Annotated in this window: 25 protein-coding genes and 1 pseudogene; 14 read left to right on the top strand and 12 right to left on the bottom strand. The window is 67.4% G+C overall.

The annotated features are described in order from the left end of the window. Positions 1 to 187: 187 nt before the first annotated feature. Together BMY22_RS03260 and BMY22_RS24795 are read right to left on the bottom strand one after the other, a co-directional pair. Positions 188 to 535, bottom strand: a complete 348-nt coding sequence (locus BMY22_RS03260) for a DUF2790 domain-containing protein (RefSeq protein WP_244158784.1) — start codon at positions 533 to 535, stop codon at positions 188 to 190. A gap of 600 nt (positions 536 to 1,135) precedes the next feature. Beyond that, positions 1,136 to 1,630: pseudogene (locus BMY22_RS24795) on the bottom strand (transposase); the annotation flags it as partial. 584 nt (positions 1,631 to 2,214) lie between these two features. Between BMY22_RS24795 and BMY22_RS03250 the strand changes: the two are divergent. Both BMY22_RS03250 and BMY22_RS03245 read left to right on the top strand, forming a co-directional pair. Next, positions 2,215 to 2,427 (top strand): cold-shock protein, encoded by a 213-nt coding sequence (locus BMY22_RS03250; protein WP_039805696.1) that lies wholly within the window; start codon positions 2,215 to 2,217, stop codon positions 2,425 to 2,427. A 99-nt stretch (positions 2,428 to 2,526) separates the two neighbouring features. Next, entirely contained in the window at positions 2,527 to 3,021 is a 495-nt protein-coding gene (locus BMY22_RS03245) for an RDD family protein (protein WP_090619536.1), read from the top strand. Positions 3,022 to 3,071: 50 nt separating this feature from the next. On the opposite strand, the gene lptG is transcribed toward BMY22_RS03245, so the two are convergent. Continuing rightward, positions 3,072 to 4,133 (bottom strand): LPS export ABC transporter permease LptG, encoded by a 1,062-nt coding sequence (gene lptG / locus BMY22_RS03240; RefSeq protein WP_090619534.1) that lies wholly within the window; start codon positions 4,131 to 4,133, stop codon positions 3,072 to 3,074. Continuing rightward, positions 4,126 to 5,247, bottom strand: coding sequence for an LPS export ABC transporter permease LptF (gene lptF / locus BMY22_RS03235; protein WP_167363690.1), 1,122 nt, complete (start codon positions 5,245 to 5,247; stop codon positions 4,126 to 4,128). Before lptF ends, lptG begins: the two co-directional genes overlap by 8 nt. A 264-nt stretch (positions 5,248 to 5,511) precedes the next feature. Here lptF and BMY22_RS03230 point away from each other — a divergent pair, with 264 nt between their 5' ends. The 6 genes from BMY22_RS03230 (at position 5,512) to BMY22_RS03205 (ending at position 13,726) form a co-directional block, all read left to right on the top strand. Continuing rightward, on the top strand, positions 5,512 to 7,002 hold the full coding sequence (locus BMY22_RS03230; protein WP_090619531.1) for a leucyl aminopeptidase: 1,491 nt from the start codon (positions 5,512 to 5,514) through the stop codon (positions 7,000 to 7,002). Between the two features lie 43 nt (positions 7,003 to 7,045). Beyond that, complete coding sequence (locus BMY22_RS03225) at positions 7,046 to 7,474, top strand: DNA polymerase III subunit chi (RefSeq protein WP_090619529.1); 429 nt, start codon at positions 7,046 to 7,048, stop codon at positions 7,472 to 7,474. A 6-nt stretch (positions 7,475 to 7,480) separates the two neighbouring features. After that, the gene (locus BMY22_RS03220) at positions 7,481 to 7,816 is read left to right on the top strand and encodes a DNA polymerase III subunit chi (RefSeq protein WP_090619527.1); all 336 of its coding nucleotides are present in this window, start codon (positions 7,481 to 7,483) and stop codon (positions 7,814 to 7,816) included. A gap of 136 nt (positions 7,817 to 7,952) precedes the next feature. Continuing rightward, entirely contained in the window at positions 7,953 to 10,787 is a 2,835-nt protein-coding gene (locus BMY22_RS03215; protein ID WP_090619526.1) for a valine--tRNA ligase, read from the top strand. A gap of 135 nt (positions 10,788 to 10,922) precedes the next feature. After that, the gene (gene rlmF / locus BMY22_RS03210) at positions 10,923 to 11,918 is read left to right on the top strand and encodes a 23S rRNA (adenine(1618)-N(6))-methyltransferase RlmF (protein ID WP_090619524.1); all 996 of its coding nucleotides are present in this window, start codon (positions 10,923 to 10,925) and stop codon (positions 11,916 to 11,918) included. A 248-nt stretch (positions 11,919 to 12,166) separates the two neighbouring features. Further along, entirely contained in the window at positions 12,167 to 13,726 is a 1,560-nt protein-coding gene (locus tag BMY22_RS03205; protein ID WP_090619523.1) for a TerC family protein, read from the top strand. A gap of 163 nt (positions 13,727 to 13,889) precedes the next feature. On the opposite strand, the gene BMY22_RS03200 is transcribed toward BMY22_RS03205, so the two are convergent. The 6 genes from BMY22_RS03200 to BMY22_RS03175 all read right to left on the bottom strand — a co-directional run bounded on the left by BMY22_RS03200 (position 13,890) and on the right by BMY22_RS03175 (position 21,083). After that, complete coding sequence (locus tag BMY22_RS03200) at positions 13,890 to 14,120, bottom strand: hypothetical protein (protein ID WP_090619521.1); 231 nt, start codon at positions 14,118 to 14,120, stop codon at positions 13,890 to 13,892. Positions 14,121 to 14,285: 165 nt separating this feature from the next. After that, a complete protein-coding gene (sbcC, locus tag BMY22_RS03195) occupies positions 14,286 to 17,705 on the bottom strand; it encodes an exonuclease subunit SbcC (RefSeq protein ID WP_090619520.1) in 3,420 nt (1,139 codons plus the stop codon). After that, on the bottom strand, positions 17,702 to 18,922 hold the full coding sequence (gene sbcD / locus BMY22_RS03190; RefSeq protein ID WP_090619519.1) for an exonuclease subunit SbcD: 1,221 nt from the start codon (positions 18,920 to 18,922) through the stop codon (positions 17,702 to 17,704). Before sbcD ends, sbcC begins: the two co-directional genes overlap by 4 nt. 175 nt (positions 18,923 to 19,097) lie before the next feature. Further along, positions 19,098 to 19,403 carry a DUF2218 domain-containing protein gene (locus tag BMY22_RS03185; RefSeq protein ID WP_090619517.1) on the bottom strand — a complete coding sequence of 102 codons (306 nt, stop codon included), beginning with the start codon at positions 19,401 to 19,403 and terminating at the stop codon, positions 19,098 to 19,100. Positions 19,404 to 19,452: 49 nt separating this feature from the next. After that, on the bottom strand, positions 19,453 to 20,247 hold the full coding sequence (locus tag BMY22_RS03180; RefSeq protein ID WP_090619515.1) for an SDR family NAD(P)-dependent oxidoreductase: 795 nt from the start codon (positions 20,245 to 20,247) through the stop codon (positions 19,453 to 19,455). A gap of 23 nt (positions 20,248 to 20,270) precedes the next feature. Beyond that, positions 20,271 to 21,083, bottom strand: coding sequence for a DODA-type extradiol aromatic ring-opening family dioxygenase (locus BMY22_RS03175; protein WP_090619514.1), 813 nt, complete (start codon positions 21,081 to 21,083; stop codon positions 20,271 to 20,273). 105 nt (positions 21,084 to 21,188) lie between these two features. On the opposite strand from BMY22_RS03175, the gene BMY22_RS03170 reads away from it, so the two are divergent. The 6 genes from BMY22_RS03170 (at position 21,189) to BMY22_RS03145 (ending at position 25,424) form a co-directional block, all read left to right on the top strand. Next, the gene (locus BMY22_RS03170; protein WP_090619512.1) at positions 21,189 to 22,100 is read left to right on the top strand and encodes a LysR family transcriptional regulator; all 912 of its coding nucleotides are present in this window, start codon (positions 21,189 to 21,191) and stop codon (positions 22,098 to 22,100) included. Positions 22,101 to 22,177: 77 nt separating this feature from the next. Continuing rightward, a complete protein-coding gene (locus tag BMY22_RS03165) occupies positions 22,178 to 22,879 on the top strand; it encodes an HAD family hydrolase (RefSeq protein ID WP_090619510.1) in 702 nt (233 codons plus the stop codon). 108 nt (positions 22,880 to 22,987) lie between these two features. Further along, the gene (locus BMY22_RS03160; RefSeq protein ID WP_090619508.1) at positions 22,988 to 23,386 is read left to right on the top strand and encodes a protease inhibitor I42 family protein; all 399 of its coding nucleotides are present in this window, start codon (positions 22,988 to 22,990) and stop codon (positions 23,384 to 23,386) included. An 87-nt stretch (positions 23,387 to 23,473) separates the two neighbouring features. Next, a complete protein-coding gene (gene cmoA / locus BMY22_RS03155; protein ID WP_090619506.1) occupies positions 23,474 to 24,217 on the top strand; it encodes a carboxy-S-adenosyl-L-methionine synthase CmoA in 744 nt (247 codons plus the stop codon). After that, positions 24,214 to 25,173 (top strand): tRNA 5-methoxyuridine(34)/uridine 5-oxyacetic acid(34) synthase CmoB, encoded by a 960-nt coding sequence (gene cmoB / locus BMY22_RS03150; protein WP_090619504.1) that lies wholly within the window; start codon positions 24,214 to 24,216, stop codon positions 25,171 to 25,173. Before cmoA ends, cmoB begins: the two co-directional genes overlap by 4 nt. A gap of 44 nt (positions 25,174 to 25,217) precedes the next feature. Continuing rightward, complete coding sequence (locus BMY22_RS03145; RefSeq protein WP_090619503.1) at positions 25,218 to 25,424, top strand: DUF2905 family protein; 207 nt, start codon at positions 25,218 to 25,220, stop codon at positions 25,422 to 25,424. On the opposite strand, the gene pdxJ is transcribed toward BMY22_RS03145, so the two are convergent. Together pdxJ and recO are read right to left on the bottom strand one after the other, a co-directional pair. Then, complete coding sequence (gene pdxJ / locus BMY22_RS03140) at positions 25,421 to 26,167, bottom strand: pyridoxine 5'-phosphate synthase (RefSeq protein ID WP_090619501.1); 747 nt, start codon at positions 26,165 to 26,167, stop codon at positions 25,421 to 25,423. The genes BMY22_RS03145 and pdxJ overlap by 4 nt on opposite strands. Further along, positions 26,160 to 26,852 (bottom strand): DNA repair protein RecO, encoded by a 693-nt coding sequence (recO, locus tag BMY22_RS03135; protein WP_090619657.1) that lies wholly within the window; start codon positions 26,850 to 26,852, stop codon positions 26,160 to 26,162. The genes pdxJ and recO overlap by 8 nt, the downstream gene beginning before the upstream one ends. Between the last annotated feature and the right edge of the window lie 49 nt (positions 26,853 to 26,901).

The following is a 26,901-nucleotide window of genomic DNA, read 5'->3' as shown; positions in this document are numbered from 1 at the left end:
CTGGATGATGTTGAGCAGTAGATCTACCACGATTGCACAGTGACAGGTAGTGAAGACGAACCGGGGGAGCCGGGGGAGCCCATATACGCTGAGTTTCATGATGACTCCTCCTCCGATGGTTGCTGTTTTTTCGCAACTTCAGCCTGGCACATTGACGCCATAAGGAGGGGGAGTCCATTTCATTGCTCTAATTCTCGCTACATCCTGCAGTTTCCGGATACAGATAGCGAATGGTATTGAGTTCCCCCATGGAGTCCTCATATGTCATCTGTGCCGGAATTACTCCGCAAAAATGCGGCTCGGGGGGGAAATACTCCATGGCCACCACCTCAGCGATATCCAGGCGCATCCCATAAGCATAATCCTGAACCTCAGGCATCTGCGAATAAACGACCGTACTTTCCAGTACTATTGGAGCAGGAGCACTGGGAGCAGCGGCGGGACTGCCGCCACTTTCAGCCATGGACAGGGAAGCTGGCAAAAGCACTGCCATTGCAAAAAGCAGCTTCACGGGTTTTACACTGAAGACCGTCATAGGACACCCTCTCACACGAGAAGAAACACGAGAATCTTGCGACGGAGAGTGCCGGCTCGGCAGCTCTCTCAGGCAGCGGTAAAAGACGGAACAGGCCAACGAAGAGGACCGGCTTGGCTACCCTTTCCGGATGATGAAGAGCATAGCTATAGCTAAAGACGCGCCCCAATCCCCTGGCGAAACAGGGCAACCGCCGTTACTCATCCCTGGTCAGCACCTGCATCCCGACACGAATGAACGGACTACGGCCTCATCGTTTGAGTGAAAGTACATGACTGTCCTCCTCCTCGATGAAAACGAATGCCCTGCCGCATTCGCCCAGCCATGCACTGATCGACACTCCCGGAAGCCCTGCCCTTCCCAGCCCCCAGGAAAGCCTGCGATAAAACGCGACTACTACAAGGAAAGATCCTGACGACCTCAAGGTCAAGCCAGCGCTTATTAGATAGCGTTATTTCCAAACAGATCGAAAGAATTAAATATCCAGCGCCCACAAAAACCGAGTGTACCCCCCGGATTTTCCGATCACGTCGCGACGTCTTATCCCCCCTTCAAGGCCTTTCCTGATTAGTAATGAGAATTAGCCTCAACCATCCCGAATCACCCGCAGGGGTGTGGCGTGCAACGCGCGACCGCCACGAGGAGTCGCGCAGGCAGCGTGCGTAGTTCGAATCGGCGGTTGAAGCGGTAGGCGAATGCGCCCAGGTGTCGGGCCGCCTACTTGCGGAAGCTGAAGGCAGGGTAACGCCCGGCCGAGCGGGTCTCGAGATTGCCCAGGGACTTGACCCACTGGAACTCGGTCAAGTCCCTGGGCTTGTGTCCAGCGATCACGGTTCGTTGATGTGGACATCCAGCCGCGGTGATCGCAGTGAAGCAAGCCAGTCCGCCGCAGGGCACGGCTTAGCCTGGGACCCGGCAGGACCTGGCCCACTGTTCGACGGCCTTGAAACTGAAGCCCGGCACGGGCATAAGCTGGGTGCTCAGGGAGCGGCCATCATTGCTGAGCGAGACGGCGGCGACGAACGGAACCTTGTTTTCCGTCCCCGACCGTACCCCGCTGAACTCGCCGCCGAGATAGGCATCGTCGACCTGAACCTGGCTTCGAGGGCATGACACGCCTCACGCCTGTCGGGCCTCTGGCTGAGCATCATTGCCAATCAGGTTTCCTCTTTACCCTCCTCGGCTGCCGAAGCACACGGGAAACCTTCGGGCGTCGCTCGCACTCATCGATTGAACACGGATCCGTCACAGCGATGCGGAAAACAGATTGAAACCGGCCAATGCAGCAAGACATGTCCACATGCGACGAACTGCCGCCGGGAACACAGCAATCTACCGGTAAATCTCATTCATCAACCGCCACGGAAGCTGGCGGCAACAGAACACCAAAGCATCACGAATCAGCACAAAAATCCATTATTTTCAGCGAAAATCATTACAAAATATCGACAAGAAATTCCCCTACAAAAACCTTCCTCGCCAGGGCTTGGCTTTTTCCGCGGACTTGGCGTACAGTATCTAAACTGTGTTTGCGTGGGTCGCTGTTGAATCTTGACTTGGTGGCAGTAGGTCCTACAGGTCCGCTACATCCCGCTCGACTTCTCTTACTCTCTGCAACCAGTTCCAGCTCTCTGTTGTCACAGAGACTGCCATCAACTCCAGTTTCAAGGAAATAAGACATGTCGAATCGTCAAACCGGCACCGTCAAGTGGTTCAACGACGAGAAAGGCTTTGGTTTCATCACTCCCGAAAGCGGCCCGGACCTGTTCGTCCACTTCCGCGCAATCGAAGGTACCGGCTTCAAGAGCCTGAAAGAAGGCCAGAAAGTCACCTTCGAAGCGGTACAAGGCCAGAAAGGCATGCAGGCTGACAAAGTTCAGATCCTGGGCTGATCCTCGGTTTGTAAGAAAGCCCCTGATGGCGACATCAGGGGCTTTTTTGTGCCCGGCATTTCGTAGAATGATGGCCTTTGCCTTACCGCGAGTCCATCCATGCCCAAACCTGTCCTGAAACCCCAAGGCGACTTTCCTGCCGCGGGGCTGCCCCGCCGCCTGGCAGCGGTGTTCTACGACTTTCTACTCTGTATCGCCCTGCTGATCGTCGTTACCTTCATCTACAAGCTGATTCAGATGGGCATCATCGGGAGCGACCGACTCAGGCAGTTGTCCGATGCCGGTGCGCTGGATGGCGACCCGCTGCTTTCCACCCTGCTGTTCTTCTGCCTGTTTGGCTTCTTCGCGAAATTCTGGACGCACAACGGCCAGACGCTCGGCATGCAGGTCTGGGGATTGCGCATCCAGAACGCCGACGGCACCGCCATCGACCTGTGGCAGGCCTTGCTGCGCTTCCTGATCGCCATCGCCTCAGGGCTATGCCTCGGCCTAGGCTACCTCTGGATGCTCTGGGATAAACAGGGGCGCACCTGGCAGGACATGTACTCCAGCAGCCAGGTGGTCCGACTGCCGAAGAGCCTCCACAAGAAGTAGCCGCCGACAGCCCCCGTTCATTCGGCCGCGGGCGGCGGGGTACAGCTCCGCTACCCGGCCCGACGCAGCAGGTGGAGCCCCAGCAGCGCACAGAGCCCGGCCGGCAGAGCCACCGCCAGCAGGGGCGAGAAGCCGAACACCTGGCTCGAAGGGCCGAGCAGATCCTGGATGATGCGGAAAACGAAGCCGACCAGCACCCCGGTAAAGAGCCGCTGGCCAAGGGTAACCGAGCGCAACGGGCCGAAGATGAAGGAAATCGCCATCAGCACCAGCGCCGCAGTCACCAAGGGCTGCAGCACCTTGGCCCAGAAGGCCAGCCAGTAGCGCGCATTGTTCAGCCCCTGCTCGGCCAGATAATGGATGTAGCGCCATAGCCCGGTCATCGACAGGGCCTCCGGATCCATCACCACGGTCCCCAGCAACTGCGGACTCAGCGCAACATCCCACTGCTCGCTGGCAACCTTGACGACCTCCGTGCTGCGCTCGAGGAAGCGGGTACTCGTCACCTCCTCCAACTGCCAGCGTCCGTCCTGGTACCGCGCCTTCCTGGCAAAGCTGGAGGACAGCATATGGCGCTGCTCGTCGAAACGATAGCGCGTCACCCCATAGAGCACACCACCGGGCTGCACCGCGTTGATGTGCACGAACTCATCGCCTTGACGATGCCAGAGGCCGTGCCTGCCGGTCTGCGCCTCGCCGCCGCCCTGGGCCAGGGAGCGGTAGGCCTCGGCCTTGTTTTCCGCCCAGGGCGCCAGGTATTCGCCGAGCAGCCCGCCAAGCAGCATCAGCACCAGCATGGGCTTCATCACCGCCCAGACAATGCGCCCGAGCGATACCCCGGCGGCACGCATGACCGTCAGCTCGCTGCTGCTGGCCAGATTGCCGAGACCGATCAGGCAGCCGATCAGCGCGGCCATCGGCAGCATTTCATAGATCCGCTGCGGCACGGTCAGGAAGACGTACCAGGCGGCCGCAGCCAGATCGTAGTTGCCCCGGACATCGCCCAACTCGTCGATGAAAGCGAACAGCAGGGCCAGCCCGACGATCACCCCGAGCACCGCCAAGATGGCGAGAAACACGCTGACGCCGATGTATCTGTCCAGCTTACCCATGACTCGGACCCCGCGCGGCACGCCGGCTTGCCAGTCGCAGACTCAAGGGCTCCCAGAACAGCAGCCCCAGACCGATCAGCAGGAAGATCCCGTGAACCCACCAGAGGCCGATCAGCATCGGGATCCGGCCCTTCTCCAGCGCACCGCGAACGGAGATCAACGTGGCCAGATAGGCCATGTAGAGAAGGATCGCCGGCAGCAGCTTGAGAAAACGGCCCTGGCGGGGGTTAACCCTTGCCAGCGGCACCGCCAGCACGGTGACCACGAACACCAGCAAAGGCAGGGAAAGGCGCCATTGCAGTTCGGCCTGGTGGCGCGGCAGCTCGCTGCCGATCAGCTCGCCGGTGGGGATCGCCTCGCGCTCGTTGATCTCGCTGCTCACCGCCGGTTTGGCCAGCAGCACGCCATAGGTGTCGTAGCGAATCACCCGGTAGTCGGCCTGCCCGGGGTTGCCATCATAGCGATAGCCGTTTTGCAGAATCAGGTAGCGACTGCCGTCCTCCCGCACCTCCTGGCGACCGCCCTCCGCCACCAGCACGGTGATACCGCGCTCCTTATCACCATCGTGGGACATCCGCTTCTCGCTGATGAACACGCTGGAAAGCTCGGTGCGGTCGTCGGTCAAATCCTCGACATAGGTCACCCGCGAGCCGTCCTTCATGGTCTGAAAACGCCCCGGCACCAGGGTATCGAACTCGGTCAGGGCCTCCTGCTCGTTGAGCAGCTGCTCCATCATCCGTATCCCCTGGGGCGCCAGCCCCAGGCTCATCCAGGCGACCAGCGCGGCGACCGGAATGACCGGCACCAGGGTATAGGCGGCCAGGCGCTGCGGACTCATCCCGGCCGCCGCCAGCACGGTCATCTCGCTGTCGAGATAGAGTCGGCCGTAGGCCAGCAGGATACCGAGGAACAGCCCCAGCGGCAGAATCAACTCCAGGAAGCTGGGTATCCGGTAGAACATGATCTGCAGCAACACACCCGGATCAAGCTGCCCCTGGGCCGCCTGCGCCAGGTACTTGATGAAGCGGCCGCTCATGATGATCACCAGCAGCACGGCACTGACCGCGCTCAGCGTCATGAGCAGCTCACGGGAAAGATAACGAGGGATGATCAAACCAGACACTCCAGGGTTGTCAGGCTCAAGCCGCTGCGCTCACACTAGCTGCCTGAGCCGACCCGCTGCCTCCCAGGCCGTCGCACAGGCGGCAAGCGAAGGCCGGACCGGGCAGCGAAGCGCCGTTTCCCCGACATGGAAGGACTCCGAACCCGACGCCAACGCCGATAGCCGAACGCAGCAGTTTCAACAGCCTGCGACACACCACGAAAAAGACCGGCATTATCCTGCAAACCAGACCCTTTGTCTTGGGGACATCACGCCATGCAACTCGTTGTCAAAAGTGCCAGCCCGGAAACCCTGAAAACCGCCACGCTGGTGATCGCCGTCGGCGAAGGCCGCAAGCTCGGCGCCACCGCCAAAGTCATCGATCAGGCCTGCGACGGCGCCCTGACCGCCGCCCTCAAGCGCGGCGATCTGGCCGGCAAGGCCGGACAGACCTTGCTGCTGCACAACCTGCCGAACCTCAAGGCCGAGCGCGTGCTGCTGGTCGGCGCGGGCAAGGAGAACGAACTGAGCGACCGCCAGTTCCGCAAGATCGTCGCCGCCGCCCAGGGTGTACTCAAAGGCCTGGGCGGCAGCGACGCCGCGCTGACCCTGGGCGAGCTCCACGTCAAGGGGCGCGATGCCTACGGCAAGGCCCGCCTGCTGGCCGAGACGCTGCTCGACGCCACCTACGTGTTCGACCGCTTCAAGAGCGAGAAGGCCACCGCCCCGGCCCTGAAGAAGATCGTCCTGGTCTGCGACAAGGCCAGCCAGGCCGAGGTGACCCGCGCCGCCAGCCACGCCCAGGCGATCACCAGCGGCATGGCCCTGACCCGCGACCTCGGCAACCTGCCGCCGAACCTCTGCCACCCGAGCCGCCTGGCCGACGAGGCCAAGGCGCTGGCCAAGGCGCACGACGCGCTGAAGGTCGAGGTCCTCGACGAGAAGAAGCTCAAGGAGCTCGGCATGGGCGCCTTCCTCGCCGTAGCCCAGGGCAGCGACCAGCCGCCGCGGCTGGTCGTACTCAACTACCAGGGCGGCAAGAAGGACGAGCAGCCCTTCGTGCTGGTCGGCAAGGGCATCACCTTCGACACCGGCGGCATCAGCCTCAAACCCGGCCTCGGCATGGACGAGATGAAGTACGACATGTGCGGCGCCGCCAGCGTGCTCGGCACCTTCCGCGCATTGCTCGAACTGGCGTTGCCGATCAACGTGGTGGGCCTTCTGGCCTGCGCCGAGAACATGCCCAGCGGCGGCGCCACCCGCCCCGGCGACATCGTCACCAGCATGAGCGGGCAGACCGTGGAGATCCTCAACACCGACGCCGAGGGCCGCCTGGTGCTGTGCGACACCCTCACCTACGCCGAACGCTTCAAGCCGCAGGCGGTGATCGACGTCGCCACCCTCACCGGCGCCTGCATCACCGCCCTGGGCACCCAGGCTTCGGGCCTGATGGGCAACCACGACACCCTGATCCGCCAGATCCTCAAGGCCGGCGAACATGCTGCCGACCGTGCCTGGCAGCTGCCGCTGTTCGAGGAGTACCAGGAACAGCTCGACAGCCCGTTCGCCGACATCGCCAACATCGGCGGCCCCAAGGCCGGCACCATCACCGCCGCCTGCTTCCTATCGCGCTTCGCCAAGAACTACCACTGGGCGCACCTGGACATCGCCGGTACCGCTTGGATCAGCGGCGGCAAGGAGAAGGGCGCCACCGGCCGCCCAGTCCCGCTACTCACCCAGTTCCTGCTGGATCGCAGTGCCCCGTGAGGGACGCGGGAGCGGCCTGCCCGCTCCCGCAACCGAGGACTCCATGCCCCAGGTCGACTTCTACATCCTGCCCTCCGCAGACCCGGCGACGCGCCTCGCCTTCGCCTGCAAGCTGACGGAAAAGGCCTGGCGCCTGGGGCACCGCATCTATCTGCACTGCCAGGACGCGGCCCAGCGCGATGCGCTGAACGAGCAGCTGTGGAGCTTCAAGGACGAAGCCTTCCTGCCCCACGGCGCGACCGAGGAGGATGCCGACGCGCCGATCACCCTCGGCCTGGGCGACGATCCCGGCAGCCACCACGACCTGTTGATCAACCTGGCCCTCGTCGTGCCGCCCTTCTGCGAGCGCTTCGAGCGGATCGCCGAGCTGGTGGTGAGCGAGCCGGCCATCCGTCAGGCCTCGCGCACCAACTACCGCGTCTACCGCGAGCGCGGCTATCCTTTGCAGGATCACCGCCTGCCGCGCATCTGACGACCTATGGACAGCCTGAAACCCAAGCCGGACACCGCCCACCTGCTGGACGACCTGCAATCGATCCGCGATCTGCTGGACGAAGACCTGTTGCCGCCGCTGCTCACCGAAACCCTCGGTGCCGACGAGATCCCGCTGCTTTCGGAGATCGTCACCCTCGAAGAGGATGGGGAAGAACCCCGCCCCACCCCGTCTCCGCCCAGCCTGGAGCAGACCCTGCGCACCGAGAGCCAGCTGGTCCTGCAGGAAGTCATCGACGACTTCCTGCCGCAGATCGAGGCCGAACTGAAGCGCCGCCTCGAGATTCGCCTAGAGCGCCTGCTCGCCTCGCGCCACTCCTAGAGTGTCGCCGCCGACGGCGAAATCCGACCATCGGGATCGCCCGCCTGGACGTGCAGGGATACAGCCCACAGGCACGGGTTTGCCTTTATACTCCCCGGTTCCCCCAGATCAGCCGTCTTATAAGGGTTTCCTCCGCATGGACAAGACCTACCAGCCGCACGCCATTGAATCCCGTTGGTACACCGAATGGGAGTCGAAGAACTACTTCGCCCCGCAGGGCAGCGGCGAGCCCTACACCATCATGATCCCGCCGCCGAACGTCACCGGCAGCCTGCACATGGGCCATGGCTTCAACAACGCGATCATGGACGCGCTGATCCGCTTCCGCCGCATGCAGGGCCGCAACACCCTGTGGCAGCCGGGCACCGACCACGCCGGCATCGCCACCCAGATGGTGGTGGAGCGCCAGCTGGCCGCCCAGGGCGTCAGCCGCCACGACCTCGGCCGCGAGAAGTTCCTCGACAAGGTCTGGGAGTGGAAGGAGGAGTCCGGCGGCACCATCACCCGGCAGATCCGCCGCCTGGGCAGCTCGGTGGACTGGTCGCGGGAGCGCTTCACCATGGACGAGGGCCTCTCCGAAGCGGTCAAGGAAGCCTTCGTGCGCCTCCATGAGGATGGCCTGATCTACCGCGGCAAGCGCCTGGTCAACTGGGACACCAAGCTGCACACCGCGATCTCCGACCTGGAAGTGGAAAACCACGACGAGAAGGGCCACCTCTGGCAGCTGCGCTACCCGCTGGCCGACGGCGCCCGCACCGCCGAGGGCAAGACCTACCTGGTGGTCGCCACCACCCGTCCGGAAACCATGCTGGGCGACGCCGCCGTCGCCGTGCATCCGGAGGACGAGCGCTACCAGGACCTGATCGGCCGCCACGTGCTGCTGCCACTGGTCAACCGCCTGATCCCGATCGTCGCCGACGACTACGTCGACCGCGAGTTCGGCACCGGCTGCGTGAAGATCACCCCGGCTCACGACTTCAACGATTACGAGGTCGGCAAGCGCCACCACCTGCCGCTGATCAACATCTTCGACAAGAACGCCGGCGTCCTGGCCCAGGCTCAGGTGTTCGACATCGACGGCACGCCGAACGCGCGTATCGATCCGACCCTGCCGGATAGCTATGCCGGCATGGACCGCTTCGACGCGCGCAAGGCCATCGTCGCCGACTTCGACGGCATGGGCCTTCTGGAGAAGATCGACGACCATGCGCTGAAGGTGCCGCGCGGCGACCGCTCCGGGAGCATCATCGAACCCTGGCTGACCGACCAGTGGTACGTCTCCACCAAGCCGCTAGCCGAGAAGGCCATCAAGGCCGTGGAAGACGGCGCCATCCAGTTCGTGCCCAGGCAGTACGAGAACATGTACTTCTCCTGGATGCGCGACATCCAAGACTGGTGCATCAGCCGCCAACTCTGGTGGGGCCACCGCATCCCGGCCTGGTACGACGAGGCCGGCAACGCCTACGTCGGCCGCGACGAGGCGGAGGTGCGCAGCAAGTACGCGATCCGCAACGACGAGCCGCTGCGCCAGGACGAGGACGTGCTGGACACCTGGTTCAGCTCCGGCCTGTGGACCTTCTCCACCCTCGGCTGGCCTGCGCAGACCGACTTCCTCAAGACCTTCCACCCCACCGACGTGCTGGTCACCGGCTTCGACATCATCTTCTTCTGGGTCGCCCGGATGATCATGATGTCCCTGCACCTGACCGGGCAGATCCCCTTCAAGACCGTCTACGTCCACGGCCTGGTGCGCGATGCCCAGGGCCAGAAGATGTCCAAGTCCAAGGGCAACGTCCTCGACCCGCTGGACATCGTCGACGGCATCGGCCTCGACACCCTGCTGACCAAGCGCACCAGCGGCATGATGCAGCCCAAGCTCGCCGAGAAGATCGCCAAACAGACCCGCGCCGAATTCCCCGAAGGCATCGCCAGCTACGGCACCGACGCGCTGCGCTTCACCTTCTGCTCGCTGGCCTCCACCGGCCGCGACATCAAGTTCGACATGGGCCGGGTCGAGGGCTACCGCAACTTCTGCAACAAGGTCTGGAACGCCGCCAACTTCGTCTTCGAGAACACCGAGGGCAAGGATTGCGGCGCCGCCGGCGAGCCGGTCGAGCTGTCCCCGGTGGACCGCTGGATCGTCTCCCAGCTGCAGCGCACCGAGCAGGAGGTGACCCGCCAGCTCGACGCCTTCCGCTTCGACCTCGCCGCCCAGGCGCTCTACGAGTTCGTCTGGGACCAGTACTGCGCCTGGTACCTGGAACTGGTCAAGCCGGTGCTCTGGGACGAGAACGCCCCGGCCTCCCGCCAGCGCGGCACCCGCCGCACCCTGGTGCGGGTACTGGAAACCGCGCTGCGCCTGGCGCACCCCTTCATGCCCTTCATCACCGAGGAAATCTGGCAGCGCCTCGCACCGCTGGCCGGCAAGTCCGGCCCGACCCTGATGCTGCAGCCCTGGCCGGTGGCCGACGAGGCGCGCCTCGACGAGGCCGCCGAGGACGACATCGAGTGGATCAAGGCGCTGATGCTCGGCGTGCGGCAGATCCGCGGCGAGATGAACATCTCGATGGCCAAGCGCATCGACGTGGTGCTCAACAACGCCTCGGCCGGCGACCGTCGCCGCCTCGCCGAGAACGAGCCGCTGCTGGCCAAGCTGGCCAAGCTGGAGTCGATCCGCGTACTGGCCGAGGGCGAGGAAGCGCCGCTGGCCGCCACCGCGCTGGTCGGCGAGATGCAGGTGCTGGTGCCGATGGCCGGGCTGATCGACAAAGACGCCGAACTGGCCCGCCTGGACAAGGAAATCCAGCGCCTGGACGGCGAGGTCAAGCGCGTCGGCGGCAAGTTGGGCAACGCCAGCTTCGTCGACAAGGCCCCCGCCGAGGTGATCGCCAAGGAGCGCGCCAAGCTGAGCGAGGCCGAGCAGGCCCTGGCCAAACTGGGCGAGCAGCGCGCCCGCATCGCCACGCTCTGATAGCGACCGGCCAGCGGCGCCCGCCGCTGGCCTTCCTCGGCTACCCCCCGGTGCCCGCCGAATAGCGGCACCGGGCGGCGCAGCGGCCCGAGTTGTGGGACAATCCGTCACCCAACCCACCGCTAGCCTCCCGCAATGCCCAGCCAGCCCCGTCCCCCGTCGCCCCCCGCGCAGCCGCCGGAACGCCCGAGTTCGCTGCACCCGCGCAACCGTCACCAAGGCCGCTACGACTTCCCCGCGCTGATCCGCCGCCACCCGGCGCTCGCCGCCTTCGTCATCCTCAACCCCTACGGCAAGCAGAGCATCGACTTCGCCAATCCGGACGCGGTCAAGACCCTCAACCGTGCCCTGCTCGCCGACCACTACGGCATCCGCCACTGGGATATCCCGCCCGGCTACCTGTGCCCGCCGATTCCCGGCCGCGCCGACTACCTGCACGGCCTCGCCGACCTGCTGGCCGCCGACCACGGCGGGGCGATCCCGCACGGCGCGGCGCTGCAGGTGCTGGACATCGGCGTCGGCGCCAACTGCATCTACCCGCTGATCGGCCATCGCGAGTACGGCTGGCGCTTTCTCGGCACCGACATCGACCCGACCGCCCTCGCCTCGGCAGAGGTCATCGTCCGCGCCAACGCGCTGGAAGGGGCCATCCGGCTGCGCCGCCAGGCCGATCCCGCGCACCTCTTCCAGGGCCTGCTGCAGGCCGACGAACGCTTCGACCTGAGCCTCTGCAACCCGCCCTTCCACGCCACGGCGGAGGAAGCCACCCGCGGCAGCCGGCGCAAATGGCGCAACCTCGGCAAGCTCGACCCCAAGCGCAAGCTGCCGCTGCTGAACTTCGGCGGCCAGGGCGCCGAACTGCACTGTCCCGGCGGCGAGGCCGCCTTCGTCGGGCGGATGATCGCGGAAAGCGCGCAGTTCGCCGGGCAGGTCTACTGGTTCAGCAGCCTGCTCTCCAAGGCCGCCAACCTGCCCGCCGCCCAGGCCGCGCTGAACAAGGCCGGGGCCACCGAGGTGCGCGTCGTGCCCATGGCCCAGGGGCAGAAGCAGAGCCGCTTCATCGCCTGGACCTTCCTCGACCTTGAGGCCCGGCGCCGCTGGCGGGAAGAACGCTGGCAGGCCTGCCGCTAAGAAACGGTTACGCTTGCGCGCTTAGCGACGCCGCATCGATGCCGTAGGATGCACGTTCCTCCCTATTGATCGGTCGCACATGGACAACGCCTGTCGTCAGCCGCCTCGCCTTCCCGCGGGGCGGCGCTCCTCCCCGGGTCGGCCCGGTCTTTCCCCCACGAACGAATGCGTTCGCCCGCTGGCCTCCCGCCCCCGCCGGAAGGCCGCAGGCGCCCTCCTCCTCTCTCTCGCAAGCAAGGTAACCGCCCATGGAATGGCTGGCTGACCCCACGGCCTGGCTAGGCCTGCTGACCCTGATCGTGCTGGAGATCGTGCTCGGCATCGACAACCTGGTGTTCATCGCCATCCTCGCCGACAAGCTGCCGCCCGAGCGGCGCGACCGCGCGCGAATCATCGGCCTGTCCCTGGCGCTGGTCATGCGCCTGGGCCTGCTGGCCAGCATCTCCTGGCTGGTGACCCTGACCGAGCCGCTGCTCTCGATCCTGGGCAAGAGCTTCTCCGGGCGCGACCTGATCATGCTGCTGGGCGGCGTGTTCCTGCTCTTCAAGGCCACCATGGAGTTGCACGAACGCCTCGAGGGCCACACCCACGCGCAGTCCGGCAGCCGGGCCTACGCCCGCTTCTGGCCGGTGGTGGCGCAGATCGTCGTGCTCGATGCGGTGTTCTCCCTGGACGCGGTGATCACCGCCGTCGGCATGGTCGAGCAGCTCGAGATCATGATGCTCGCCGTGGTGATCTCCATCGGCCTGATGATCGCCGCCAGCAAGCCGCTGACCGCCTTCGTCAACGCCCACCCCACGGTGATCATGCTGTGCCTGGGCTTTCTGATGATGATCGGCTTCAGCCTCACCGCGGAGGGCTTCGGCTTCCACATTCCCAAGGGCTACCTGTACGCGGCGATCGGCTTCTCGATCCTCATCGAAGTGTTCAACCAGCTGGCCCGCTGGCGCCGCAAGAAACAGCTGCAGGGCCGGCGCACGCGGCGCGAGCGCACCGCCCACGCGGTGCTGCGCCTGCTCGGCGGGCACCAACTGGAGGCCGAAGAGGTCGGCGAGGAGATCGCCGACCTGCTCAAGGGCAACGAAGCCGACCGCGCGCCGTTCGGCCGCCGCGAGCGGGTGATGATCAGCGGCGTGCTGCACCTGGCCGAACGGCCCATCGCCACCGCGATGACCGACCGCATGCAGGTCGACCACATCGCCCTCGACGCCGACGAGGCGCAGATCCGCCAGCAACTGCTCGATTCGCCCCATTCGCGGCTGGTGGTGGCACGCACCGCGGCCATCGACGAACCCCTCGGCTACGTGCACAAGAAGGAGCTGCTGCGCGCCCTGCTGCAGGGCGCGCATCCGGACATCGAGCAACTGGTGCGCCAGCCGCTCAACCTGCCGGACGGCTGCTCGGTGCTCAATGCCCTCGAACAGATGCGCCAGGCCTCCACCCACGTGGCCTTCGTAGTCAACGAGTTCGGCCACTTCGAGGGCCTGCTGACCCTCACCGACATTCTCGAGGCGATCGCCGGCGAACTGCCGGATGCCAGCGAGATGGAAGGGCCGGACGTGATCGAGCGCGACGGCGTCTACGAGGTCAGCGGTGCCATCGGCCTGGCGCTGCTCGGCCGGCGCCTGGGCTTCCAGGCCCAGGCCACCGACGACTACCAGACCCTGGCGGGGCTGGCCATGAGCCTGCTCGACCGCCTGCCGGCGACCGGCGACGCGCTGAGCTACCGCGGCTGGCGGCTGAGGGTCAGCGAAGTGAAGGAGCGGCGGATCACCCGCATGCTGCTGGAGCCGCCGCGCCCGGTCTAGCGGCCTGTGCGGTTGGTTGATTAACTCAGGTTCGGATGACCGGGCTTTCGAGACAAGGCGCCGCGACGAGTCATAGCCGAGCTATGGCGAGGAGCGGCCACGCAGTATCGAGGCCTCGGGCGCCGAAATTGACTAATCGAACCGACCAAACAGGCCACCAAGCTCAGCGGTGGCCGCCGCGCCGCCGGCGCTCGGGCCAGCTGTCGGCGGCGAGGACCCACAGCCGGCGATCCTTCAGATCGGCGGTGCGGATATAGCGCGGCGCACCGCCGACCTCCTCCAGCTCGGTCATTCCCGCCAATTCGTCGACCACGCGATAGCGCTTGCCGCCTCGCTGGTCCTCGAGAGGATAGAGTTGGGCGATCTGTTGGGCGAGTTCGGTCAGGGTGGACATACCACGGGCTCCGCGTTGCGATGGCAGCTGTTTACAGAAGATTGGTTACGGTTGCGCGACAGGGCGACCGTTGCCCGCTGCTGGTGCGGCGAACCGGCCGGCTCCGCGAATTCGCCGTGCCGACCAGCCTCAAGCATATTTCACGCCATCCTTGCAGACCCTGACTCAGGACACGGCGAAGCGCCGCTCCAGGCTGCTGTAGCCCAGACCCACGCCCTTGCTCACCCGGAGCTGCACCGGGATGCGCTCCTTGAGCGCCTCGACATGGCTGATCACCCCGATGGTCTTGCCGCTGGCGTTGAGACTGTCCAGGGCATCCAGGGCGACCTCCAGGGTTTCCCCGTCGAGGGTGCCGAAGCCCTCGTCGAGAAACAGCGAGTCGATGCTAGTCGTGTGGCTGACCAGGTCGGACAGCGCCAGGGCCAGCGCCAGGCTGACCAGAAAGCTCTCGCCGCCGGAGAGGGTGCGGGTGTCGCGGGCGACATCGGCCTGCCAGGTATCGACCACCTCCAGCTCCAGCTCGCCATCGGCCTTGCGCGCCAACTGGTAGCGACCGTGCAGTCTGGCCAACTGGCGGTTGGCCAGCCAGACCAGGTGGTCGAGGGTCAGGCCCTGGGCGAACTTGCGGTACTTGGCGCCGTCGGCCGAGCCGATCAGCCCGTTGAGACGTTGCCAAAGGTCGTATTCGCCCTGGCGCGCGGCGATCGCGGCGAACAGCGCCTGCTGGCCCAGACGGCGCTCGTCGTCGGCGGCCAGCGTGGCGCGGAGCTCGCCCTGGCGCTGGGCCAGGGCCTTGAGCTGCTCGGCCAGCACCTGCAACTGGGCCGCCAGCTCGCTGGCAGAGACCTCGGTAGCCGGCTCGCCGCGCAGCTCGGCCACGGCCTGCTCGGCAACAGCGCGCAACGCCAGGGCCTCGGTCTGCCCCCGCTCCAGGCGCGTCCTCAATGCCTGCAGCGCACCGCGCTCGGCCTCCTCGAGCCGTGCGGCGAGAAAGGCCGCCTCGTCGACGAAGGGGCTCTGCGCCAGCTGCGCCCGCCAGTCGTCGGAGCAGGCCTCGAACTGCCGATGCTGTCCCTGCAGCGCCTCGTCCAGCGACTGCAGCCGGCCGCCGAGTTCGTCGGCCAGCCGCCGAGCGACCTGCAGAGCGGCTTCTGCCCGGTCCAGCGCCGCCTGCGGGTCGTCGAGCACCAGCACCGGCCGCCCCGCCTCCCCCAGTTCCTGCCAGCGCCGCTGCCAGAGCGCGGCCTGGTCCCCGGCGATCTCGACCGCGCGGCACTGGAGCGACAGATCGCGCCCCAGCTGCTGCAGCCGCTCCTGATCCCCCTGCCAGGCCTGCCACTCGGCCTCGCGTGCAGCGAGCCAGGCGTCCTCGTCGGCCGGCAGCGCATGCCCGAAGAGCGCCAGCGCCTCGGCCAGCACCGCCTCGTCCTGCTGCAGCTGCGCCTCGCACCGGCACAGCCGCTCGGCCAGGCTCTGCAACCCGGTTTCTCCGCCCTGCCGGCGCTCCTCCAGCCGGGCCAGCTCGCGCTCCCCGTCGGCACACTGCCGCTCCAACGCCAAGCGCTGGTTGCGGGCGTCTTCCAGCGCGCTCTTCAGGCCGTCCAGTTGCTGCAGACGCTGCTCGCTGGCGGCCAGGTGCTCGGCCACTTGCCGCTTCCGCTCAGCCAGCGCCGGCGGACCGGCCAGGGGGGCATCCAGTTCGCCGGCCAAGCGCTGCCAGCGCTGCAGCAGTTGCGCGCGTTCGGCCTGGCCCTGCTCCAGACGCTGCCGGGTCCGCTTCAGGTCGGCGTCGAGGGCGGCGAGTTCGGCGCTCAGGCGCTCGCTCGCCGTGCGCACGCCGTCCCGTTCGGCCTGCCTCTCCTGCAGCGCCTGCTGCGTGGCGGAGACATCCAGCGCCTGGTAGGCGGCGATCGCAGGATGCTCGCGGGAGCCGCACAGCGGGCAGGCCTCGTCAGGTTGCAGCCGGGCACGATAGGCCTCCAGTGCCTGGATGCGCGTCTCCTGCTCAAGCAGTTTCTGCTTGTCGTCGATCTGCTGCTCGAGTTCGAGAAAACGCTGGCGCAGCCCGTCGCGCTGCGCCGCCTTTTCGGTCTGCAGCAGCTGCTGCTCGGCGCGCTCCCGGTCGGAGGCGGCCAACTGGGCGTCGAGCCTGTCGAGGTCCAGAGCGATCCGCTCCAACTGCTCCAGCAGGTTGCGCTGCCCCATCAGCTGCTGCCAGTGCTGGCGCAGCACCCCTTCGCTCTGGCCGTCGAGCAGGATATCCAGCCGCTGACGGCAGTCACCCTCGGCGCTGCGGGCAACCGCCAGTTGGCCGCGCATCGCATCGAGCTGGCGAGCCCAGCTGTCCAGCCGGCCGGCCAGCTCGACCAGCGCCGCCTGCTCGACCTGCCGCCGGCCAGCGAGTTCGGCGATCTCCATGCACCGCTGGCGCCGATTGGCGAACTGCCCGCGCCAGGCGCCGAGACAGCCGCCCAGCTCGGCATGCCGCGGCTGCACGGCCAGCCGTTCCTGCAGCTCGCGCACTTGCCGCCGCAAGGCGGACTCCTTGCTCCGGGCGGCCTCGGCGATCTGCCCGGCAGCCTGGCTGGCCTGCCACAGCCGCAGGCTGACTTCCGCCAAAGCCTGCCGGCGCTCGCCGAGGATCTGCTCGCGGCTGCGCTCGCCCTGCTGCAGCTGCTGGCGGGCCTGCTGCCAGGCCAGCCAGGCGGGCTGCAAACGCAGCGCCGGCTCGCCGGCGGCCAGCCGTGCCAGCTGTGGCGCTGCCTCGCCCAGGGCCTGCTCGGCTGCCCGGCAGTTTTCGCCGGCCTGCGCCTGATGGGCTTCGGCCTGGGCCAGGCGATCCAGCCACTGGCGCTGCCTCTGCAGCTCGCCCTGGTGCGCCAGCAGCGGCTCCTCCTGTGCGGACAGGCCAGCAGCCTCGGCGGCTAGCGCGCCGCGTTGCGCCTCGTCGAGCAGCTCGACGCCGCCGGCCCGCGCCTTGAGCAGCTCGAGCGCCTCGCCGGCCTGCTTGGCGTGGGCGTAGACCCGCTGGGAAATCCGCCCGTAGATCTCGGTGCCGGTGAGCTGTTCGAGCAGCTCGGCACGGCTTTTCGCATCGGCTTCGAGAAAGGCGGCGAAACCGCCCTGGGCGAGCAGCATGGAGCGGGTGAAGCGCGCGAAGTCGAGACCGGTGAGCGCCTCGATCTGGGCGAGCTTGTCGCCAACCTTGTCGGCAAGGAGGGTCCCGTCCGCCGCGGCCAGCTCGACCTTGGGCATCTGCAGCGCGCCGTCGACCTTGTCGCGGGCACGGCGCTGGCTCCAGAAGGCCCGGTAGCCCTGCCCCTTGACCTCGAACTCCACCTCGGCCAGGCACTCGGCGGTGTGCCGGGTCATCAGCTGGTTGGACTCCTTGGACAGGCGGTCCATGCGCGGCGTGCGGTGGTAAAGGGCCAGGCAGATGGCGTCGAGGAGGGTGGTCTTGCCGGCGCCGGTCGGCCCGGTGATGGCGAACAGGCCGTTGCCCTTGAACGGCGCCTCGCGAAAATCGATCTTCCACTCGCCCTTGAGGGAGTTGAGATTCTTCAGGCGCAGGCTGAGGATCTTCATGCCTCGCCCTCCCGCAGCTCGTCGCGCACCTGACGATAGAGTTCCTGCAGCGGTTCGCGCAGCGCCTCGTCCAGCGCCTCGCCGGCCAGACGCCGGTCGAACACCTCCTCCGGGCTCAGCTCGTCGAGGGTTTCCCGGGCCACGCGCTGCAACCCGGCGGCGGTACCGGCGCGTTCGCGGCGGATGCGCAACACCTCCACCGGCAGTCCCGCGCAGAGCGCGGCGATGCGCGCCGGCAGGTCGGGCAGGTGCTCGTCGGCGGCGACCTGCACCTCCAGCCACACCGGCCGCTCGACGCTGCCCTGTCCGGCCGATTCGGCGATGGCGCCGGCCAGCTCGGCGAGGGTGCCGCGCAGCGCGACCAGCGCCTGGAAACGGGGCACCGGCAGCGGCGTCACCGCCTCGAGGCCGCCCTCGTGCAGGTCGACCAGAAGCACCTCCTTCTGCTGGCGCGCCTCGTCGAAGGACAGCGGGATCGGCGAGCCGCTGTAGCGGATGTGCTCCCGTCCGCCGACCTTCTGCGGGCGGTGGATGTGGCCGAGGGCGATGTAGGCCGCCGGCGGGAAGGCGCTGGTCGGAAAGGCTTCCAGGCTGCCGACGTAGATCTCCCGCACCGATTCGCTGGCGCTGGCGCCCACGGTGGTCAGGTGCCCGCTGGCGACGATCGGCAGCCTGCCGCCCAGCTCCGCACGGCGCGCCTCGGCGAGGGCGAACAACGCCCGGTAATGGTCGCGGATCGCCGCCTGCAGCGCCTGCTGCTTGTCCTCGGCACTCTGCCCGGCCTCGCTCTTCAGCACATCGCGCGGGCGGACGAAGGGGATGGCGCAGAGCAGCGCCCCCGGCGAGCCGTCGCGCTTGGGCAGCACCAGCAGTTGCTCGGCCGGGTCCGCCGCCACCCCCGGGATCACCCAGGTGTCCAGGCAGGCCAGCAGGCCGCGCGACTCGCCGAGCATGGCCACCGAATCGTGGTTGCCGCCGAGCACCACCAGCCGCGCGCCGGTCTCGCGCAGTTCGACGATGAAGCGGTTGTACTGCTCGCGGGCGTAGCTGGGCGGCGCACCGCTGTCGAACACGTCGCCGGCGACGATCAGCGCGTCGACCGCGTGCTCGCGTACCTGCTCGATCAGCCAGGCGCAGAAAGCCTGGTGCTCGACCTGGCGGGTCTTGCCCATGAAATGCTGGCCGAGATGCCAGTCGGAGGTATGCAGCAGGCGCATGGCGGTCCGTCGTCCGGAAAAAGGCGGGGAACCTTGGCACTTCCCCGCCCCGGCTGGCAAGCCCGCAGGGCCGGTGACCGGCATCGGGACCACGCAGACATACGGCAGATAATGGCCGCCCTTGACCCGTAGCGCTGCCGATGTCTGCTTGCTGGATACTTCCTACTCTTTCCCACTATCGAACATGCCCCCCTGGTTCGCCGTCGCCCCAAACGAAGTCCAGCGTTTCGTCGCCGGCCATGCGCTGCAGGTGCTCGGCGACCACCTGCTGGAGACGCTGGACTTGCTCGGCGTCGCTCGCCTGCAGATGGACCTGCAACTGCCCGTCGCCCGCCTGCAACAGGCAACGCCCCAGGGGCAGCTGGATCTCGCCCTGCCGCTCGTCGAAGCTGACGGGAAACTTGTGCGCCCAGTGCTTGCACAGGCGCCGGATCAGGCGGGGCGGGTCCTGGGTAGCGATGCGGGCGGACGAAGCGGACATGTCGGTACTCCTCGACAGGCTGGCCGGGCACGCCGGCCAGCGGTGAATATCAGGCGATGCTCTCGACGATCCCGCCCTCCACCCGCAGCGCCGCGCCAGTGGTGGCGCTGGCCTGCGGCGAGGCGGCGTAGACGCAGAGGTGGGCGACCTCCGCCGGCTCGGCGAAGCGACGCAGCAGGCTCGACGGCCGATGGCGCTGGATGAACAGCCGCTCCATTTCCTCCGGGGTGACGCCCTCCTGGCGGGCCATCTCGGCGATGAAGGCGATCACCCCCTCGGTGCGGGTCGGCCCCGGCAGGATGCTGTTGACGGTCACCCCGCTGCCGGCCAGCACCTTGGCCAGGCCGCGCGAGACGCCTTGCAGCGCCGTCTTGCTGACCCCGTAGTGGACCATTTCGCTCGGGATGTTCAGCGCCGACTCGCTGGAGATGAACTGGATGCGCCCCCAGCCGCGGGCCTGCATGCCCCGGGCGTAATGGCGCGACAGGCGGATGCCGCTCATCACGTTGACCTGGAAGATCTCCTCCCACTCCTCGTCGCCGATCTCGAAGAAGTCACGGGCACCGTAGATGCCGAGGTTGTTGACCAGGATGTCGGCTTCCGGCTCGGCGGCGATCAGCGCCTGGCAGCCGGCGGCCGTGCCCAGGTCGCCGGCCACGCCGCGGGCCGAGGCGCCGCCCTTCGTATCGCGCAACTGCGCCAGCGCCGCGTCGACGCTGCTCTGTTCGCGGCCGTTGACGACGACGGTGGCACCGGCCTCGGCCAGCCCCCGGGCGATGGCCAGGCCGATGCCGCCGGTGGAGCCGGTGACGAGGGCGGTCTTGCCGGACAGATCGATGATCATGCGAATCTCCTTGTGCGAATTATTCAGTCGAAACGGAAAGCCGACAGGGTGGTTTCCAACACCCGGTCGGAGAACACTCGCCGGCCGCGCCCCTCGGCCGCTGCGCCGGCGACCACCATCAGCGGCATCAGATGCTCCTCGGCGCGCGGCGGATGGCAGAGCCGTGCCGCCGGCGCCGCCTCCCAGTGCGCCAGCAGCGCCGTGCGCTGTGCCGGCGAGGCCTCCACCGTGGCGGTCAGCCACTGGTCGAACTGGTCGGACACCGGCCCGAAGCGCGGGTCGCCATAGCCACGCATGTTGTGGAAGCTCATGCCGCTGCCGACGATCAGCACGCCCTCCTCGCGCAGCGGTGCCAGCGCACGGCCGACGTCGAGGTGCGTCTGCGGGTCGAGGTCCCCGCGCAGCGACAGCTGCACCACCGGGATGTCGGCGGCGGGGAACATCAGCTTCAGCGGGATGAACATGCCGTGGTCGAAGCCGCGCTGCGCATCCACCCCGCAAGGCAGACCGACCGCGCCGAGCAGTCCGGCGACCTCGTCCGCCAGCGCCGGATCGCCGGGCGCGGGATAGCGCAGCTCGTAGGTGTGCGGCGGAAAGCCGTAGTAGTCGTAGATCAGCCCCGGTTGACGAGCGCCGCCGACGGCGAACTCCGCCTCCAGCCAGTGCGCCGAAACCATTAGGATCGCCCGCGGCGGCTGCGGCAGCGTGCCAGCCACTCCCTTGAGGAAAGCGGCCATGGCGTTCCAGGCCTCCGGCGGATTCCAGTCCATGAAAAAACAGGGACCGGCCCCGTGGGGCACGAACAGGGTCGGCTGAATGGCTTCGCGGGCGGACATGGACAGGCTCCTAAGCGGTAAGTGGCAAGGAGTATGGACCTGCGCCTGCCAACGGATAATCTTCCAATCCGCAGCATCAATTCTCACCAAGAGTAGGAAATAACCATGCTCGACCGCATCACCGGCATGCGCGTCTTCGTCCGCGCCGCCAGCGCCGGCAGCCTGTCCGCCGCCGCCCGCCAGCTGGAAATCTCGCCGGCCATGGCGACCAAGCACGTGGACGCTTTGGAGCAGCGCCTCGGCCTCAAGCTGTTCCAGCGTAGCACCCGGCGCCTGGTTCTCACCGACGCCGGCAGCCAGTACCTGGAGACCTGCCAGCGCCTTCTCGGCGAACTCGACGAGGCCGAGGCGGCGCTGCTCTCGCAGCGGGTCGAGGCCAGCGGCCTACTGCGCATGAACGTGCCGCTGAGCTTCGGCAACCGCTTCATCGCCCCGCTGCTGCCGGCCTTCGCCCGCCGCCATCCGGCGGTGCAGGTCGAACTGGGTCTGACCGACAGCCAGGTCGACCTCATCGAGGACCGCTGGGACCTGGCCGTGCGCATCGGCCGGCTCGCCGACAGCCCGCTGCAGGCACGCCGGCTCGGCGACTGCCCGATGCTGGTCTGCGCCGCACCGGACTATCTCGACCGGCGCGGCCTGCCGCGGCGGGTCGCCGATCTCGGCCAGCACAACTGCCTGGGCTACACCCTGTCGTCCTGGGGTGGGCGCCGGGAATGGGCCTTCGGCCGCGACGGCAGCGTGCGCGTGGTCGTTTCCGGCAATTTGACGGCAAACAACGGCGACGCTCTGCTGGCTGCCGCGCTCGGCGGCCAGGGGCTCATCTACCAGCCGCTGTTCATCGTTGCCGCCGCCCTGCAGCGCGGCGCGCTGGTGCCCCTGGAACTCGACCATCCGCCGCATCCCCTGGGCGGCATCCACGCGCTCTACCCGCCCGAGCGCCGCCCGCCGGCCAAGGTCCGGGCGATGCTCGACTACCTGGTCGAGGCCTTCGCCGCCCGCCCGCCATGGGCATCCTGATGCCTTGCACATCGCTCCACTACAAGGTTTAGATGCCTCTTCACACAACAACGATCCGACCCGAAGAGGCCTTGCCCATGAACCGAACCAGCCATATCGACCTGCTGATCTGCGATTGCGACGGCGTGCTGATCGACAGCGAAATCATCACCGGCCGCGTGATCCGCGAGGCGCTCGCCGCGCTGGTGCCGGAACATGAGCTGGACGTGCAACTGGCCGGCACCTTCGGCCTGCAGAGCCGCGACATCATCGCCCGGGTCGCCGCGCATTTCGGCCTCGACCTGCCGACCGACTTCCATCCCAACGTGCGCCGCCGCGCCGAGGAAATCATCCGCGCCGAAGTGCAGGCCATTGCCGGCGTGCGCGAGGCGCTCCATGCCATCGACCTGCCGCTGGCGATCGCCTCCAACAGCCAGCACGCGGCGGTGCGCCACGCGTTGCAGCGTACCGGACTGACCGAGCGAGTCGACGTGGGCGTGTTCAGCGCCGACCTGGTCGAGCGTCCCAAGCCGGCGCCGGACGTCTACCTGCTGGCAGCCAGCACGGCCGGCGTGGACCCGCAGCGTTGCCTGGTCGTCGAAGACAGCGCTACCGGCGCGACCGCCGCCCTGACCGCCGGCATGCAGGTGATCGGCTTCCTCGGCGCCAGCCACATTCCACCGGAACAGGGCGAGATCCTCCGCGAGCTGGGCGTCGAACACCTGCTGCACAACATGCACGAATTGCCGGCGCTGGTGGAAAGATTGCGCTATCTCAACTGCACCACAACCTCCGCCTGAACATCGACCCAGCGCCCCTATGGAGAGAGGGGAAAACCGCCCAGGCCACGGCAGAGGCCCATGGTTCCGGCTATCCTCCCTCCACCACCCCGCCAGGAGGAGTCCGTCATGCGCCTCGCCCTGCCCTGCCTGCTGACCATCGGCCTCGTCTGGCTGGCCGGTTGCGCGCACAGCGGCCCCTCCAGCGTCGTCGCCCTAGAGGACGAGGACGACTGCCCGCTGCAGCTGGAAAGCCGCCAGCAACTGGTGCTGACGCTGCCCAGCAACCCCTCCACCGGCTACCGCTGGCAGGTGCGCGAATCCGCCTCCAAGGTTTTGCGCAGCCTCGGCCCGGAGGTCTACAGCTCGCCGAAAGACTCCGAGGTGGTCGGCAGCGCCGGACAGTCGACCTGGCGCTTCCAGGCCGTGCAGGCCGGTCAGGACACCCTGCTGCTGGTCTACCGGCGGCCCTGGGAAGTCGGTGTGGAGCCGGCGAAGGCCTTCGACTGCGCCATCACCGTCGAATGACCGCCCGGCGCACGCCGTCGACGCCGCTGTATGGACGGGGCGCTCTTGGCTAAAATGCCGCGCCCTGCCATCCGACGCGGAAGTCACGTGAAACACTCTCCCGACCGCCTCTTCGCCCGCCCCCTCGCCGAAGTGCCGGACTTCACCTTCAACGAGGACGTGGCTCGGGTGTTCCCGGACATGATCAAGCGCTCGGTGCCTGGCTACCCGACCATCGTCGAGAACATCGGCGTGCTCGCCGCGCAGTTCGCCCAGCCCGGCACCCGCCTCTACGACCTCGGCTGCTCCCTCGGCGCGGTCAGCCAGGCGCTGCGCCGCCACGTGAAGAGCGAAGGCTGCCGGGTGATCGCGGTGGACAACTCGCCGGCCATGCTCGAGCGCTGCCGCGAATACCTGCACGCTCAGGACGCCATGTTCCAGGAGCTGTTGCCGGTGGAAACCGTCGAGGCGGACATTCTCGCTCTGGAGCTCGCGCCGGCGTCTCTGGTGGCGATGAACTTCACCCTGCAGTTCATCCCGCCCGAGCGGCGCCAGGAACTGCTCGGGCGCATCCGCCAAGCCCTGCTGCCGGGCGGTGCGCTGATTCTCTCGGAGAAGCTGCGCTTTACCGATACCGAGGAGCAGGCCCTGCTCGGCGACCTGCACGTCGCCTTCAAGCGCGCCAACGGCTACAGCGAGCTGGAGATCGCCCAGAAGCGCAGCGCCATCGAGAAGGTGATGCTGCCGGACAGCCTTGAGGAACACCGCGAGCGCCTGCAGGCCGCCGGCTTTCGCAAAGTGGTACCCTGGTTCCAGTGTCTCAACTTCGCCTCGCTGATCGCCCTGCCATGATCGACCTGCAGCCCCTCGCCCGCCGCCTTGCCGGCACTCCTCTGGCCGCCTGGGCCGACACCCTCCCGACGCAGCTGGACGAGCGCCTGACCCGCAGCCATGGCGACCTGCAGCGCTGGCAGGCAGCCCTCCAGGCCCTGCCCGCACTGACTGCCGAGCGCATCGAGCTGGGCGAGCAGGTACAGCTTGCCGGCGCCTGCGACGACGCCACCCGAGCCGCCCTGCGCCAAGCCCTGCTTGGGCTGTCGCCCTGGCGCAAAGGCCCCTTCGATGTGTTCGGCGTGCATGTCGACACCGAGTGGCGCTCGGACTGGAAGTGGCAGCGGGTCGCTCCGCATCTGGACTTGACCGGCCGGCGCATCCTCGATGTCGGCTGCGGCAACGGTTACTACATGTGGCGCATGCTCGGCGCCGGCGCCGACTGCGTGGTCGGCATCGACCCCAACTGGCTGTTCTTCTGCCAGTTCCTCGCGCTCCGCCGCTACCTGCCGGAGCTGCCCGCCTGGCACCTTCCCCTCGCCCTGGAAGATCTCCCGGAGAAGCTCGAGGGCTTCGACACGGTGTTCTCCATGGGCGTGCTCTACCACCGCCGCTCGCCCATCGATCACCTGCTGGCGCTCAAGGACTGCCTGCGTCGGGGCGGCGAACTGCTGCTGGAAACCCTGGTGGTGGAAGGGGATGCCAGTACCGTGCTGGTACCGGAAGACCGCTATGCGCAGATGCGCAACGTCTGGTTCCTGCCTTCAGTGGCGGCCCTGGAGTTGTGGCTGCGCCGTGCCGGCTTCGTCGAGGTGCGCTGCGTGGATGTCGCCGTCACCTCCGTCGAGGAGCAGCGCGCCACCGAATGGATGAAGTTCCAGTCGCTGCCGGACTTCCTCGACCCTGCTGACCACGGCAAGACCGTCGAAGGCCTGCCCGCGCCGACCCGCGCCACACTGCTGGCACGCAAGCCCTGAGGCCCAGGCAGCCCGTCTGCCCCGGCCCTGACGGAGATGATCGGGTGGCCCGCGGGCTGATGATCCTCGGCGCGGCCCTGCCGCTGCTCGGCCTCGCGCTGCGCCATGCGCCCTGGCTGTTCGGCTGGTTCGGCCGGCTGCCGGGCGACCTCCATATCGAAACGGCGCGCGGCAGGCCGTTCGTCCCCATCACCTCGATGCTACTGGTCAGCCTGGTGGCAAGCCTGCTGCTCAACCTGCTCCGCCGTTAGCGGCGTGCCGCAGCGCCCCGCATCAGCGCCTTCATCTCCCGCACCGCCTCCTTGAAGCCGACGAACAGGGCATGGGCGACGATGGCGTGGCCGATGTTCAACTCGTGCACTCCGGGAATCGCCGCCATCGGCTCGACGTTGTGGTAGTGCAGGCCGTGTCCGGCATTGACGATCAGCCCGTGGCTCAGCCCGCAGTCCACACCGTCGCGGATGCGTGCCAGCTCGCAGGCCGTTTCCGCCGGGGTGTGGGCGTCGGCATAGCGGCCGGTGTGCAGTTCGATGGCCGGCGCACCGACGCGCGCAGCGGCCTCGATCTGCCGCGGGTCGGCATCGATGAACAGCGACACCTCGCAGCCGATGGCCGCCAGCCGTTCCACCGCCGCGCGGATCCGCGCCTCCTGCCCGGCGACATCCAGACCGCCCTCGGTGGTCAGCTCCTGACGAGTCTCCGGCACCAAACAGGCATGCGCCGGACGGATTTGCTCGGCGAAGGCGAGCATCTCCTCGGTGACCCCCATCTCGAAGTTCATCCGCGTCTGCAGCACGTCCTTGAGTACCCGCACATCGCGGTCCTGGATATGCCGGCGGTCCTCGCGCAGATGCACGGTGATGCCGTCGGCGCCGGCCTCCTCGGCATCCAATGCGGCCTTGACCGGGTCCGGATAGCGGGTGCCGCGAGCCTGGCGCAGGGTCGCCACATGGTCGATGTTCACGCCGAGCAGAATGCGGTTGGCTTCAGTCACGGGAGGATTCCTTGAGAGTCGTGAAGAGTTCGCGGCTGACCAGCGGCCGACCGCCGAGATGGGGTGCCAGAGCCTGACGCATCAGGCGCTTGGCCGCGGCCAGGGCGCCGGGGAACTGCCAGTCGGCCTTGCCCATGGCGAGCAACTCACGGCCCCGGAACAAACCTGGCTGCAGCTGCTCGACCGACTCCAGGCCGGCATCGGGCAGCAGCCGATAGAGGCTGCCGGCGCGCACCGGCCGGCCGTGTCGATCACGATCCAGGGAAAAACCATAGCCCAGCTCCGCCAGCAGGCGCCATTCGAAGGCGCGCAGCAGCGGCTCCAGCGGGCGTCCGCCGGCCAGGGCATCGAGAGTCAGGGCGTAATGCTCGAACAGCGGCGGGTGAGGATCCTCGGCGGGCAGCAGGCGGATCAGCAACTCGTTCAGGTAGAGCGCCGCGAACAGGCTCGCGCCGGTCAGCCAGTAGGGAATGCCGCTGCTTTCCAGACGGGCGACGGTCTTCAACTCGCCGCGCCCGCGCAGCTCCAGCTCCAGCGGCACGAAGGGCCGCGCCGGGCTGCCGGCCCTGCCGCGCGCCGCCCGCAACACGGCGCGCAGCCGGCCCTGCGGAGTGAGGAAGTCCGCCAGCGCGCTGCTTTCCTTGTAGGGGCGGCTATGCAGGATGAAGGCGGGTTGGCAGGTCATGGCATACACGCGGCCGGCGGCCAGCACGGGATGGACGACCCGTCAGAGG

Origin of the sequence: Azotobacter beijerinckii (assembly GCF_900110885.1) — a bacterium.
Taxonomy (GTDB): Bacteria; Pseudomonadota; Gammaproteobacteria; order Pseudomonadales; family Pseudomonadaceae; genus Azotobacter; species Azotobacter beijerinckii.
Note: the sequence above shows the minus strand (reverse complement) of the source record. Positions and strands in the feature narration are given on the sequence as shown.